Annotated in this window: 12 protein-coding genes; 8 read left to right on the top strand and 4 right to left on the bottom strand. The window is 72.9% G+C overall.

Annotated elements, in window-relative coordinates:
• Window positions 1-181: 181 nt before the first annotated feature.
• From ACZ4UB_RS32160 to ACZ4UB_RS32125, 8 genes are all read left to right on the top strand, one after another.
• Window positions 182-2125, top strand: coding sequence for an acyl-CoA dehydrogenase family protein (locus ACZ4UB_RS32160; RefSeq protein WP_468075637.1), 1944 nt, complete (start codon window positions 182-184; stop codon window positions 2123-2125).
• A gap of 59 nt (window positions 2126-2184) precedes the next feature.
• Window positions 2185-2943, top strand: coding sequence for a hypothetical protein (locus tag ACZ4UB_RS32155; protein WP_468075635.1), 759 nt, complete (start codon window positions 2185-2187; stop codon window positions 2941-2943).
• Window positions 2944-2988: 45 nt separating this feature from the next.
• Window positions 2989-4239: a 1-deoxy-D-xylulose-5-phosphate reductoisomerase gene (gene dxr, locus ACZ4UB_RS32150; RefSeq protein ID WP_467963566.1), complete on the top strand. Its 1251-nt coding sequence runs from the start codon at window positions 2989-2991 to the stop codon at window positions 4237-4239.
• On the top strand, window positions 4236-5537 hold the full coding sequence (locus tag ACZ4UB_RS32145; protein ID WP_468075633.1) for a M50 family metallopeptidase: 1302 nt from the start codon (window positions 4236-4238) through the stop codon (window positions 5535-5537). The genes dxr and ACZ4UB_RS32145 overlap by 4 nt, the downstream gene beginning before the upstream one ends.
• 211 nt (window positions 5538-5748) lie before the next feature.
• On the top strand, window positions 5749-6906 hold the full coding sequence (gene ispG / locus ACZ4UB_RS32140) for a flavodoxin-dependent (E)-4-hydroxy-3-methylbut-2-enyl-diphosphate synthase (protein ID WP_354383772.1): 1158 nt from the start codon (window positions 5749-5751) through the stop codon (window positions 6904-6906).
• 192 nt (window positions 6907-7098) lie between these two features.
• Window positions 7099-7944 (top strand): GNAT family N-acetyltransferase, encoded by an 846-nt coding sequence (locus ACZ4UB_RS32135; protein WP_468075631.1) that lies wholly within the window; start codon window positions 7099-7101, stop codon window positions 7942-7944.
• Window positions 7945-8099: 155 nt separating this feature from the next.
• Window positions 8100-8669 (top strand): GNAT family N-acetyltransferase, encoded by a 570-nt coding sequence (locus ACZ4UB_RS32130; RefSeq protein WP_468075629.1) that lies wholly within the window; start codon window positions 8100-8102, stop codon window positions 8667-8669.
• A 53-nt stretch (window positions 8670-8722) separates the two neighbouring features.
• Window positions 8723-10417, top strand: a complete 1695-nt coding sequence (locus tag ACZ4UB_RS32125; RefSeq protein ID WP_468075627.1) for a proline--tRNA ligase — start codon at window positions 8723-8725, stop codon at window positions 10415-10417.
• 474 nt (window positions 10418-10891) lie between these two features.
• Here the strand turns inward: ACZ4UB_RS32125 and ACZ4UB_RS32120 are convergent, their stop codons facing one another.
• From ACZ4UB_RS32120 to ACZ4UB_RS32105, 4 genes are all read right to left on the bottom strand, one after another.
• The gene (locus ACZ4UB_RS32120; RefSeq protein WP_468075696.1) at window positions 10892-11752 is read right to left on the bottom strand and encodes a slipin family protein; all 861 of its coding nucleotides are present in this window, start codon (window positions 11750-11752) and stop codon (window positions 10892-10894) included.
• Between the two features lie 67 nt (window positions 11753-11819).
• Window positions 11820-12725 carry an aminoglycoside phosphotransferase family protein gene (locus tag ACZ4UB_RS32115; RefSeq protein ID WP_468075625.1) on the bottom strand — a complete coding sequence of 302 codons (906 nt, stop codon included), beginning with the start codon at window positions 12723-12725 and terminating at the stop codon, window positions 11820-11822.
• A 16-nt stretch (window positions 12726-12741) separates the two neighbouring features.
• On the bottom strand, window positions 12742-13218 hold the full coding sequence (locus ACZ4UB_RS32110; protein WP_354383777.1) for a ferritin-like domain-containing protein: 477 nt from the start codon (window positions 13216-13218) through the stop codon (window positions 12742-12744).
• Between the two features lie 8 nt (window positions 13219-13226).
• Window positions 13227-13835 carry a hypothetical protein gene (locus ACZ4UB_RS32105; protein ID WP_468075623.1) on the bottom strand — a complete coding sequence of 203 codons (609 nt, stop codon included), beginning with the start codon at window positions 13833-13835 and terminating at the stop codon, window positions 13227-13229.
• Window positions 13836-13974 lie beyond the last annotated feature (139 nt).

The following is a 13974-nucleotide window of genomic DNA, read 5'->3' as shown; positions in this document are numbered from 1 at the left end:
CCCACAGGGCGATGAGCCGACGGTCCGAACCCACTGTGCGGGGGTTCGGACCGTCCCCCTTTTTCGGACTGCCCCATTTGGCCGTCCCCCTTTTCCCCGGCGCCCGGAGCGGGTACGACTCACTGGTAGCACCGACCGGTAATCACCTGATCATCCGATTCGGCGGCGAGGTGAGCTGCGCATGTCCGCAACACAGCCCAAGGTGACCGAGCGCGAGGCACGACAGGTCGCGGAGGCGGCCCGGGAACAGGACTGGCGCAAGCCCAGCTTCGCCAAGGAACTCTTCCTGGGACGGTTCCGGCTCGACCTGATCCACCCCCACCCGCTCCCCGCCGACGAGGACGTCCGGCGCGGCGAGGCCTTCCTGGAACGGCTGCGCGCCTTCTGCGAGACCGAACTCGCCGAGGGGCTCGCGGCCCGCATCGAGCGCGAGGCGAAGATCCCCGACGAGACCGTGCGCGGGCTCAAGGAGCTCGGCGCCCTCGGGATGAAGATCGACACCAAGTACGGGGGCCTCGGCCTCACCCAGGTGTACTACAACAAGGCGCTGGCCCTCGTCGGCTCCGTCAGCCCGGCCATCGGCGCCCTGCTCTCCGCACACCAGTCGATCGGCGTGCCCCAGCCGCTCAAGCTCTTCGGCACCCAGGAACAGCGCGACCTCTTCCTGCCGCGCTGCGCCCGCACCGACATCAGCGCCTTCCTGCTCACCGAACCGGACGTCGGATCCGACCCGGCCCGGCTCGCCACCACGGCCGTGCCCGACGGCGACGACGCCTACGTCCTGGACGGCGTGAAGCTCTGGACCACCAACGGCGTGGTCGCCGACCTGCTCGTCGTCATGGCCCGGGTGCCGAAGTCCGACGGGCACAAGGGCGGCATCACCGCCTTCGTCGTCGAAGCGGACTCGCCGGGCGTCACCGTCGAGCACCGCAACGCCTTCATGGGCCTGCGCGGGCTGGAGAACGGCGTCACCCGGCTGCACCGGGTGCGGGTCCCGGCCGCCCACCGGATCGGCCCCGAGGGCGCCGGTCTCAAGATCGCCCTGACCACCCTCAACACCGGCCGGCTGTCGCTGCCCGCGATGTGCGTCGGCGCGGGCAAGTGGTGCCTGAAGATCGCCCGCGAATGGTCCGGGGTGCGCGAGCAGTGGGGCCGCCCGGTCGCCCGGCACGAAGCCGTCGGCGCCAAGATCTCCTTCATCGCCGCCACCACCTTCGCGCTGGAGGCGATGGTCGACCTCGCCTCCCAGATGGCCGACGAGGACCGCAACGACATCCGCATCGAAGCCGCGCTGGCCAAGCTGTACGGCAGCGAGATGGCCTGTCTGATGGCCGACGAGCTGGTCCAGATCCGCGGCGGCCGCGGCTTCGAGACCGCGCAGTCCCTCGCCGCCCGCGGCGAACGCGCCGTCCCCGCCGAACAGATGCTCCGCGACCTGCGCATCAACCGGATCTTCGAGGGATCCACCGAGATCATGCACCTCCTGATCGCCCGCGAGGCCGTCGACGCCCACCTCTCCGTCGCGGGCGACCTGATCGACCCCGACAAGGCGCTCGGCGACAAGGCCAGGGCGGGCGCCCGGGCCGCCGGCTTCTACGCCCGCTGGCTGCCCAAACTGGCGACCGGCGCCGGCCAGGTCCCCGGCACCTACCGCGCCTTCCACCCGAGCGGCCACCCCGACCTCGCCACCCACCTGCGGTACGTCGAGCGCGGCGCCCGCAAACTCGCCCGCTCGACCTTCTACGCGATGTCCCGCTGGCAGGGCCGGATGGAGACCAAACAGGGCTTCCTCGGCCGGATCGTGGACATCGGGGCCGAGCTCTTCGCGATGAGCGCGGCCTGCGTGCGCGCCGAGCACCTGCGCGCCACCGGCGACCACGGCCGCGAGGCCTACCAACTGGCCGACGCCTTCTGCCGGCAGTCCCGGCTGCGGGTCGAGGAGCTCTTCGGCCGGCTCTGGGACAACACCGACGACCTCGACCGCACCGTGGTCGAAGGCGTCCTCGGCGGCGTCTACACCTGGTTGGAGGAGGGCGTCCTGGACCCCTCCGGCGACGGCCCGTGGATCGCCGACGCGACCCCGGGGCCCTCCGCGCACAAGAACGTGCACCGACCCATCCGCTGACCTGTCGGACAATCGTCTCCGCGACATGATCCGAAGGGGACGGGGACACGATGTACAGGGTGCGGAACACGACGGTCCGGCGCGGGGCGGGGGCCGCCTTCGGGGCGCTGCTGCTGGTCGGAGCCACCGCCTGCGGCGGCTCCGACCGGGCGGACAAGGAGACGGGCGTGCCCGCGCCCCGCACGGCGGCCCCGAGCGCGCCGACCCCGGTGCCTCCCGCGACCCCGGGCCCCGGCGCGGACCGGCTGAAGGCCCTCGCCCTCGCCCCGGGCGAGAGCGCCGGCCCCTACCAGGCGGGCGAACCGGTCCTGGACGAGCCGATCAACGAGTCGTACGAGGTCACCCCCGCGGTGTGCGCGCCGCTGACCAGCCTCGGCAAGGCGGGCCACACCGCCCAGGCGTACGCGCACACGAGCGTGCCCGGTGAGCTGACGGGCGTCGGCACCGACATCCTGCTGCGCTCGTACCAGGACGGGACCGCCGCCGACGCCGCCCTGAAGTCCCTGGCCGCCGCGGGCAAGAGCTGCGCGGGCGGCTACACCGAGGACCGGATGCTGGCCGAGGGCAAGGTCCTCAAGGTGGAGCCGGTCCAGGCGCCGAAGCTCGGGGACGCGGCGCAGGCGTACCGGATCGTGGTCCAGGACGTGAAGGAGAAGAACCTCTCGCTGTACAAGTACCTCACGGTGATCCGCTCCGGCGCGGTCACGCTCTCGTTCCGCTCCGACATTCTCGACATCAAGGACTTCGGCGCCGTGCCGCCGGAGATCGTCACGGCGCAGTGGGAGAAGTTCGCCAAGGGATCGGGCGCCTCCTCCTAGGGAGACGGTGTCCGAGCGGGCCGGCGATGGGGCAACAATAGGGGGATGAGCGACAGCCCATCCCCCCTCGCCGACCCGCACCTCCTCTTCGACGCCGCGGCCGGCCGCCGGGACATCGTCGTCCTCGGGTCGACCGGATCCATCGGCACCCAGGCCATCGACCTCGTCCTGCGCAACCCGGACCGGTTCCGGGTGACCGCGCTGTCCGCCGCGGGCGGCCGCGTCGGGCTGCTCGCGGAGCAGGCGCGGTTGCTGCGGGTGAAGACGGTGGCGGTCTCCCGCGAGGACGTCGTGCCGGCCCTGAAGGAGGCGCTGGGCGCCCAGTACGGCGCCGAGCCGATGCCCGAGATCCTGGCCGGGCCGGACGCCGCGGCCGAACTCGCCGCGTCCGACTGCCACACCGTCCTCAACGGCATCACCGGTTCCATCGGCCTCGCGCCCACCCTCGCCGCGCTCCGCGCCGGCCGCACCCTCGCGCTCGCCAACAAGGAGTCGCTGATCGTCGGCGGCCCGCTGGTCAAGGAGCTGGCGAAGCCCGGCCAGATCATCCCGGTGGACTCCGAGCACGCGGCGCTCTTCCAGGCCCTCGCGGCCGGCACCCGCGCCGACGTGCGCAAGCTGGTCGTCACCGCCTCCGGCGGCCCCTTCCGCGGCCGCACCCGCGCCGAGCTGGCCGAGGTACGGGTCGAGGACGCCCTCGCGCACCCCACCTGGGCCATGGGCCCCGTCATCACGGTGAACTCCGCGACCCTGGTCAACAAGGGGCTGGAGGTCATCGAGGCGCACCTGCTCTACGACATCCCCTTCGACCGCATCGAGGTCGTGGTCCACCCGCAGTCCTACGTGCACTCGATGGTCGAGTTCACCGACGGCTCCACCCTCGCCCAGGCCACCCCGCCCGACATGCGCGGACCCATCGCCATCGGCCTCGGCTGGCCCCAGCGGGTCCCCGACGCGGCCCCCGCCTTCGACTGGACCAAGGCGTCCACCTGGGAGTTCTTCCCGCTCGACACCGAGGCCTTCCCGTCCGTGGGCCTGGCCCGGCACGTCGGCACCCTCGGCGGCACCGCCCCCGCCGTCTTCAATGCGGCGAACGAGGAATGCGTGGAGGCCTTCCTGGCCGGGCGGCTGCCGTTCACAGCAATCATGGATACCGTCGCAGCGGTGGTCGACGAGCACGGAACCCCGAGCTCGGGAACCTCGCTGACCGTCCAGGACGTCCTGGAAGCGGAAGCCTGGGCACGGGCCCGGGCCCGGGAGACCGCGGCACAGGCCGCAGTGGAGGCGCGCGCATGACGATTGTGATGACCGTGATCGGCATGCTCATCTTCGTGATCGGGCTGCTGATCTCGATCGCCTGGCACGAGCTGGGCCACCTGTCGACGGCCAAGATGTTCGGCATCCGCGTGCCCCAGTACATGGTCGGCTTCGGCCGGACCATCTGGTCGCGGAAGAAGGGCGACACGGAGTACGGCCTCAAGGCCATCCCGATGGGCGGCTACATCCGCATGATCGGGATGTTCCCGCCCGGCGAGGACGGCAAGGTCACCGCCCGCTCGACCTCGCCCTTCCGGTCGATGATCGAGGACGCGCGCTCGGCGGCGTACGAGGAACTCGAACCCGGCGACGAGAAGCGGCTCTTCTACACGCGCAAGCCCTGGAAGCGCGTCATCGTGATGTTCGCGGGCCCCTTCATGAACCTGGTGCTCGCCCTCGCGGTCTTCTTCGGCGTCTGGATGACCTTCGGCGTCACCCAGCAGACGACCAAGGTCGCCTCCGTCTCGGACTGCGTCCTGAAGCAGAGCGACAAGCGCACCACCTGCCAGCCGGGTGACCCGGTGGCACCGGCCAAGGCCGCCGGGCTCCGGGCCGGCGACCGGATCGTCGGCTTCGACGGGCGGAAGGTCAGCGACTGGTCCGTGCTCCAGGACCGGATCCGCGCCACCGTCGGGCCGGCCACCATCACCGTGCTGCGCGACGGCAAGGAACTGACCCTCAACGCCAAGCTGATCGAGAACACCGTCGGCAAGACCGACGGCCAGGGCGGCTACGTCAAGGGACAGTTCGTCACGGCCGGCTTCCTCGGCTTCGGCCCCGCGCGCGAGACCGAGGCGCTCAGCTTCGGCCAGTCGGTGACCCACATGGGCGACGTCGTGGACCAGAGCGTCACCGGCCTGCTCAAGCTCCCGTCCAAGATCCCCCCGCTGTGGAACGCGGCCTTCGGCGACGGCGAGCGCGAGCCGGACTCCCCGATCGGCATCGTCGGCGCGGCCCGCATCGGCGGCGAGATCGCCAACCTCGACATCCCGGTCACCGATCAGCTCGTGATGTACCTGAACCTCGTCGGGATGTTCAACCTGGCGCTGTTCCTCTTCAACATGCTGCCGCTGCTCCCGCTCGACGGCGGGCACATCGCCGGCGCCCTGTGGGAGTCGCTGCGGCGGGGCGTGGCCCGGGTCTTCCGGCGCCCCGACCCGGGTCCCTTCGACGTCGCCAAGCTGATGCCCGCCGCCTACCTGGTGGCCGGGGTCTTCGTCTGCTTCACGCTGCTGGTGATGGTGGCGGACGTGGTGAACCCGATCAAGATCAGCTGATCCCGGTTCGGGATCGGCCGATTGTCGTACCGCACTCCAGGGGGAGTCGGCCACAAATCGTGTCCGACTCCCTACGTTCGGGTGGTACGGCCCCTCGGATGCGCGGGGGGCGCGCTGATTGGCGTAATCTCGAACGCTGGAGCCCGCCGATCTCGGGACCTCGATCCACCTCGATCCACACCTTGATCCACACCTTGGGGTTGCTCAGCAGATGACTGCCATCTCTCTCGGAATGCCGTCCGTGCCGACCAAGCTTGCCGACCGCCGGGTCAGCCGCAAGATCCAGGTCGGCTCGGTCGCCGTCGGCGGCGACGCACCCGTCTCGGTGCAGTCCATGACCACGACCCGGACCTCCGACATCGGCGCCACGCTGCAGCAGATCGCCGAGCTGACGGCGTCGGGCTGCCAGATCGTGCGGGTGGCCTGCCCGACCCAGGACGACGCCGACGCCCTCGCGACCATCGCGAAGAAGTCGCAGATCCCGGTGATCGCCGACATCCACTTCCAGCCCAAGTACGTCTTCGCGGCGATCGACGCGGGCTGCGCCGCGGTCCGCGTGAACCCGGGCAACATCAAGCAGTTCGACGACAAGGTCAAGGAGATCGCGCGCGCCGCCAGCGACGCCGGCACCCCGATCCGGATCGGCGTCAACGCGGGCTCCCTCGACGCGCGGCTGCTGAAGAAGTACGGCAAGGCCACCCCCGAGGCGCTGGTCGAGTCCGCGCTGTGGGAGGCCTCCCTCTTCGAGGAGCACGGCTTCGGCGACATCAAGATCTCGGTCAAGCACAACGACCCGGTCGTCATGGTCAACGCCTACCGCCAGCTCGCCGCCGCCTGCGACTACCCGCTGCACCTCGGCGTCACCGAGGCCGGCCCCGCCTTCCAGGGCACCATCAAGTCCGCGGTCGCCTTCGGCGCCCTGCTCTCCGAGGGCATCGGCGACACCATCCGCGTCTCCCTCTCGGCCCCGCCCGTCGAGGAGATCAAGGTCGGCCTCCAGATCCTGGAGTCGCTGAACCTCAAGCAGCGCCGCCTGGAGATCGTCTCCTGCCCCTCCTGCGGCCGCGCCCAGGTCGACGTCTACAAGCTCGCCGAAGAGGTCAGCGCGGGCCTGGACGGCATGGAGGTGCCGCTGCGCGTCGCCGTCATGGGCTGCGTCGTCAACGGCCCCGGCGAGGCCCGCGAGGCCGACCTCGGCGTCGCCTCCGGCAACGGCAAGGGTCAGATCTTCGTCAAGGGCGAGATCATCAAGACCGTGCCCGAATCGAAGATCGTCGAGACCCTCATCGAAGAGGCGCTGAAGATCGCCGAGCAGATGGAGAAGGACGGCGTCACCTCCGGCGAGCCGCAGATCTCCGTCGCGGGCTGAGACCGCTCCGGGCCGGCCGCCGCCGCGCCCCGCGCGGCCGCCCGCCGCACCCTCCGCTCGTCCCGGCCCAGGCCCCGTTCCCGCAGCTCGCGGGCGGGGCCCGGGCCTTTTCGCGCCGCTGCGGGCGGCATCCCACAAGTCCTGCGGGTACAGTGCGGAGATCAGCGGACGTGCACGGTGAGGCCCCCTACAGTGTTGACGCAGACCACCACCCGGGTCCTGGAACCCAGTGATCTCGACGCCGCGCTCGCGGTGCTCGGCCGCGAGCCCGTCGCGAACGCCTTCGTCACGTCCCGGGTCCAGGTCGCGGGTCTCGACCCCTGGCGCCTCGGCGGCGAGATGTGGGGCTGGTACACCGACGGCGAACTGCGCTCCCTGTGCTACGCGGGCGCGAACCTGGTCCCGGCCTGCGCCACCCCCGACGCCGTACGGGCCTTCGCCGACCGCGCCCGGCGCACCGGCCGCCGCTGCTCCTCCATCGTGGGCCCCGTCGAGGCCGCCGGACTGCTCTGGCGGCTGCTGGAGCCGCACTGGGGCCCCGCCCGGGACGTCCGCTCCCACCAGCCCCTCATGACCATCGAGCAGCCCTCCACCGAGATCGCCGCGGACCCGCTGGTCCGCCGGGTCCGCAAGGAGGAGATGGACGTGATCATGCCCGCCTGCGTGGCCATGTTCACCGAGGAGGTCGGCGTCTCCCCGCTCGCCGGCGACGGCGGCCTGCTCTACCAGGCCCGGGTGGCCGAGTTGGTCGCGGCGGGCCGCTCCTTCGCCCGGATCGAGAACGGCAAGGTCGTCTTCAAGGCGGAGATCGGCGCGGCCACCGCGCGCGCCTGCCAGATCCAGGGCGTCTGGGTCGACCCCGAGCACCGCGGCCTCGGCCACTCCGAGACGGGGATGGCCGCCGTGGTCGAGTACGCCCTGCGGGACGTGGCCCCCGTCGTCAGCCTCTACGTGAACGACTTCAACACCGCCGCCCGGGCCTCGTACCGGCGCGTGGGCTTCCGCGAGGTCGGCGCGTTCATGAGCGTCCTGTTCTGATCCGGGCCGGCGCCGGTCCGCTCCCGCGGGCGCGGCGTCGTATGCCGGCGGTCGCTGCCGCCGGCAGGTGTCGCCGGCCGGTGTCGCCGTTCCGTGCCGTCGACCTGTGCCGAAGGCGTATCCGGGCGCGGGCGGCGCGAAGTAAGGTCGGCCGCATGCTGCCTACCTCCGGGGGCGACCCCCGCCACCCCGCCGGCGTCACCCTCGGTCCGCTCGACCTCGCCGCCCGCGTGGACGAGGCCCTGCGGGTCCAGGCCGTCGCCTTCGGCCTGAGCGAGGAGGAGGTCGCCATCCGGCGCTACATCGTGCAGCGCCACATGACCTCCCCCGGAGCCCGCGCGCTCGGTGCCTTCGAGGACGGCGGCGCCCTGGTCGGCTTCGTCTACGGGATGCCCAACGACCGTGCGCACTGGTGGTCCACGGTCGTCGAGCCGCACCTGCGCGCGGGCGGCCACGACGGGTGGCTCGACGGCTCCTTCGTCATCACCGAACTCCACGTCCACCCCGCCTTCCAGGGCCGGGGCGCCGGCCGCGCCCTGATCACCCGGATCACCGACACCGCCGCCGAGCCGCGCTCGATCCTCTCCGCGATCGACGCCGACAGCCCGGCCCGCGCGCTCTACCGGAAGCTCGGCTACACCGACCTCGCCCGCCGGGTGCGCTTCCCGAGCGCCCGGCTGCCGTACGCGGTGATGGGCGCCCCCCTGCCCCTGCGCCGCCCCTGACCGGATCCGTAATGGATTCACGGGGGTGCCGCAGGCCCCGGTAGCCTCGCGGCATGTCAACGCAACACGTGCAGCGCATGTCCCGACTGATGGCCAAGACCCTCCGCGAGGACCCCGCCGACGCGGAGACCCTCAGCCACAAGCTCCTCGTCCGCGCGGGCTACGTGCGCCGCAGCTCGGCCGGAGTGTGGAGCTGGCTGCCCCTGGGCAAGCGGGTCCTGGAGAACGTCTCGCGCATCGTCCGCGAGGAGATGGACGCCATCGGCGCCCAGGAGGTGCTGCTGCCCGCGCTGTTGCCGCGCGAGCCGTACGAGGTCAGCGGGCGCTGGTCGGAGTACGGCGACCTGCTCTTCCGCCTCAAGGACCGCAAGGGCGCCGACTACCTGCTCGGCCCCACCCACGAGGAGATCTTCACCCTCCTGGTGAAGGACCAGTGCACGTCCTACAAGGACCTGCCGGTGATGCTTTATCAGATCCAGACCAAGTACCGCGACGAGGCCCGGCCCCGCTCGGGCGTGCTGCGCGGCCGCGAGTTCCAGATGAAGGACTCCTACTCCTTCGACGTCAGCGACGAGGGCCTCGCCGAGTCCTACGCGCTCCACCGCGCCGCCTACCAGCGGATCTTCACCCGGCTCGGGCTGGACCACCGCATCGTCTCGGCCGTCTCGGGCGCGATGGGCGGCTCCGCCTCCGAGGAGTTCCTGGCCCCCGCCGGCGCCGGCGAGGACACCTTCGTCGACTGCCCCTCCTGCGACTACGCGGCGAACACCGAGGCCGTCACCTTCGCCCTGAAGCCGGTCGCCGGGGAACACGGGCCGGTCGAGGACATCGCGACCCCCGACACCCCCACCATCGAATCGCTGGCCGCGCACCTGGGCGTACCGGCCTCGGCCACGCTGAAGAACCTGCTGGTCAAGGTGGACGGCGAGATCGTGGCCGTCGGCGTGCCGGGGGACCGCGAGGTGGACCTGGGCAAGCTCGGCGAGCATCTGGCCCCGGCCGTGGTCGAGTTGGTGACGGCCGAGGACTTCACCGGTCGCCCCGACCTGGTCCGCGGCTACGTCGGCCCGCAGGGCCTGGAGAAGGTCCGCTACCTGGCCGACCCCCGCGTGGCGCCCGGCACTTCGTGGGTCACCGGCGCCAACCGCGTCGACACCCACGCGCGCAACGTGGTCTGCGGGCGGGACTTCGAGGTCGACCAGTACCTCGACGTGGTCGTCGTCGAGCCCGGCGATCCCTGTCCCTCCTGCGGTGCGGGGCTCCGGCTGGACCGGGCCATCGAGATCGGGCACATCTTCCAGCTCGGCCGCAAGTACGCGGACGCCTTCGGGCTCGACGTCCTCGGCAAGGAGGGCAAGCCGGTCCGGGTCACCATGGGTTCCTACGGCATCGGGGTCTCGCGCGCGGTCGCGGCCCTGGCGGAACAGAGCGCCGACGACCGCGGGCTGTGCTGGCCCGCGGCGGTCGCCCCCGCCGATGTCCACGTGGTGGCGGCGGGCAAGGCGGTGCCGCTCGCGCTGGCCGAGCGGGCGGCCGAGGCGCTCGCCGGGGCCGGGCGGCGGGTCCTGCTGGACGACCGGCCGGGGCTCTCGCCCGGGGTGAAGCTGACGGATGCCGAGCTGATGGGCGTGCCGTGGATCCTGGTCGCCGGTCGCCGGTCCGCCGACGAGGTGGTCGAGCTCCAGAACCGAGCCACCGGCGCCCGCGAGGAACTCCCCCTGACCGAGGCCCTGTCCCGCCTCCTCTGACACCCCGGCCCGCCCCTGCCGGCGCCGCCCCGCCTCCGGCGGCGCCTCAATCGCCGGCGGGGCTGATTCGGCCCAGCCCCGCCGTCTGATGTGGGGCCGGCCCGGTCGGAGCCATTCCAGCCTCGCGGTCTGATCTGGGGCCGGCCTGGGCGGGGCCATTCCAGCCTCGCGGTCTGATGTGGGGCCGGCCTGGTCGGAGCCATTCCAGCCTCGCCGGCGTTTGAGGCGCCGCCGGAGGCTCCGCTGCCGGCGGGTGCCCGGCGTCCTGTGCCGCCCCTGGCGCCGTTTCGCCTCCGGCGGCGCCTCAAACGCCGGCGGGGCTGATGTGGGCCGGGCCCGGTCGGAGTCCGTTCAGCCCTGGGGGCTGATGTGGGCTCGGCCCCGTCGGAGCCCGTCCAGCCTCGCCGCCTGATGTGGGCCCGGCCCGGTCGGAGTGCGTTCAGCCCTGGGGGCTGGATTCGGGGGTCGGCCCGGTTAGAGGCCCTCCGGCCGTGCCGGCTGAGCGGGGGCCGGCTTGGGGGGAGCCGGTTCAGCCTCGCCGGCGGTTGAGGCGATGCCGGGGGCAGGGGGTGGGGGCGCAGTGGCGCGTTCCAGGAAGCGGAGGAGTTCCACCGGGAACGGGAGGACCAGGGTGGAGTTCTTCTCCGCGGCCACGGCCACCACCGTCTGCAGCAACCGCAACTGCAGCGCGGCCGGCTGCTCCGACATCACCTCGGCCGCCTCGGCCAGCTTCTTCGAAGCCTGCAGCTCCGCGTCCGCGTTGATCACCCGGGCCCGCCGCTCGCGGTCCGCCTCCGCCTGCCGGGCCATCGACCGCTTCATCGTCTCCGGCAGCGACACGTCCTTGATCTCGACCCGGTCGATCTGCACGCCCCACCCGATCGCCGGACTGTCGATCATCAGCTCCAGGCCCTGGTTCAGCTGCTCCCGGTTGGACAGCAGGTCGTCGAGGTCCGACTTGCCGATGATGGACCGCAGCGAGGTCTGCGCCATCTGCGAGACCGCGAAGCGGTAGTCCTCCACCTCGATGATCGCGCTCGCCGCGTCGACCACCTTGAAGTAGACGACCGCGTCCACCCGGACCGTGACGTTGTCCCGCGTGATGCCCTCCTGGGCCGGGATCGGCATGGTCACGATCTGCATGTTGACCTTCCGCAGCCGGTCCATCCCCGGGACGACCAGCGTGAACCCCGGCCCGCGGATCCCCTCCCGCAGCCGGCCGAAGCGGAAGACCACCCCGCGTTCGTACTGCTTGACCACCCGGGAGGCGGCGCCCAGGAGGACCGCGACACCGGTTCCCGCGGCGATTCCCGCCGTCAGCAGTTCTTCGACCATGACGGCCTCCTGCCGGACTGACACACCTACCTACGGTATGCCCGCGGCAGGGCCCGACAACCGGGTCCTAGAGCCAGCCCGCGAACTCCAACAGCAGCTCGCCGTCCCGGTGGCGCCCCGCCGCCAGCGCCCGGACCCCGGACTCCACCGCCCGGAAGAGGGTCCAGCCGCGCAGCCGGTCCCGGTCCACCTCCAGCGAGTCCGCCAGCCGGTTCACCCGGCGCCGCGCGCCGGCCGCCCCCGCCGAGGTGGCGACCTGGTCCTCCAACCGGTCCCGGCACAGCCGGGCGAGGTCGTACTCCCGGTCGCCGACCAGCGGCTCCGGGCCGACCGTCAGCCACGGCGCCCGCTCGCCCGCCAGCACCTTGCCCTGGCGGAAGTTGCCGTGCAGCAGCACCGGTTCGCCCGCCCCCGCGATCAGTTCCTCGCGCGCCGCGAGCGCCGCCGCGACCAGCGGGGCCGCCTGCGCGGGCGCCGTGGCGAAGGCCGCGCACTGGTGCCCCGTACGCTCCGCCACCGTCTCGAAGGGGTGGTCCGCCGCGGGCGGCACCCACAGCCGCCGGATCGTCCCGGCCGCCTCCAGCAGCGCCTTCGCCTCCGGCAGCGAGCGCAGCGAGACCTCCGGCTGGAGCCGCTCCAGGAGCAGCGCGCCGTCCTCGTCCGCCCCGTCCGGCGCGGCGAGGAGCCGTACGGCGCCGAAACCGGCCCAGTGCTCCAGCGCGGCCCGCTCCCGGTCGGGCCGGGCCCGCGGCGGCGCGATCTTCAGCGCGGCCGGGGTGCCGTCGGCGTACCGGACCAGGATGACCAGACTGCTGCGCCCGCCCGGTGCCTGCACCCGCTGGGCCTGCACACCACGCCGGTCCAGAGCCTTCCCGGCCAGCTCGGGCAACCGCCCCAGCCACTCCGTGGTCTGCGACGATCCCGGCGTCTCGCCGAGCGCCCGTACAAGCCGCTCCGGCGGTTCGAAAGCCATGCGTGCGGGGTCCCTTTCAGCTGTTGCGGGCGGGTTCCGCGCGTTCCGCGAGCCCAGGGAAGGCTACGCCGCCGCCGCGCCAGCGCGCCGCGCGGACCGCCGCCGCGCTCAGCGCGTCGGCCGCCTCGCGGCGCAGCGGGCCGTCGGCCGCGCGCACCAGATCGGAGTACGCGCCCGCCACCCGCTCCTCGATGTCGGCGGCGAGCCGCTCCGCGTCGCCCGGGGTGCGCACGGGGAACGGCAGCGTGTACGCCGCCTCCGCGGGCTGCGGGGCTCCGCCCAGGTCGCGCACGGTGCGGGCGAGCGCGTCCCGGCGGGCCACGTGGCCCCCGTACGCGTCCCGGGCCTCGTTCGCGCGCTCCGGAGCGACCCGGGCGCCGATCACCCCGTAGCCGTACGCCGCCGCGTGCTCGGCGGCCAGCGCGGCCTGCGCGGCGTTCAGGGAGCGGCCGCCGCCACGGGTGGGTTCGGGAGCGCCCGACGCTCGTCTCACGGGCCTCGTCACGCCTTGCCTCCGGGGTTCGAGCTGAGCAGGTAGGTGTGCACGGCGCCGCAGGCGGCCACCGACGCGAGCAGCCGGGCCAGCTCGCCGGACGCCCCGGCCAGGGCGATCGTGCGGGCCTCGGACAGGTCCCGCTCGGCGGTCGCGAGCGCGGTGAGCGCCTCCGCGGGCTGCCCGGGCACCGGTTCCGCGCTCTTGCCCGGGGCCTTCACGGGCGGGTTCCCGGCCGCTCCCGTCCCCGGACCCGGCGCGGTCGGGGCGGCCGCGGAGGGCGACCCGGAGCGCGACGGGGACGGCTTGCCCCGGCCGTCGTCGGGAGCCAGCGCCCCCACGTGCGCGGCCACCGCGGCGCGCAGCGGCGCCAGGCGCGCGGCCAGCGACGGATGCGCGGCGATGGTGGCGTCGTAACGTTCCAGCAGCGCCTCGCTGTCCCGCACGGCCCCCTCCCGCACCGGCCGTTCGGGTGGAGCCTCGGCGGCCCCCTCGGTGGCGCCGGCGCCACCCGAACAGCCGGTGAGCAGCGCGGTCGAGGCCGCGCCCGCGGCTCCGGCCAGCAGGCTCCTTCGCGAAGGCATGGTCCAGGGCACGGCGACGTCCTCGGTGGTCACGGCGGGCAGGGCGGGGGACAGGCAATGATCACGGTACCCGCGGCCCCGTCCACAGGGCGGACGGCAACACCCCCCGCGACCGGATACCCTGTGGACCTGACACGCGACACACGCGATGGAACCACAACAGCACACGCGG

The sequence above is a fragment of the Streptomyces sp. NPDC028419 genome, from assembly GCF_055565515.1.
The sequence above is the reverse complement of the archived record's forward strand: the minus strand, read 5'-3'. Positions and strand labels throughout refer to the sequence as shown.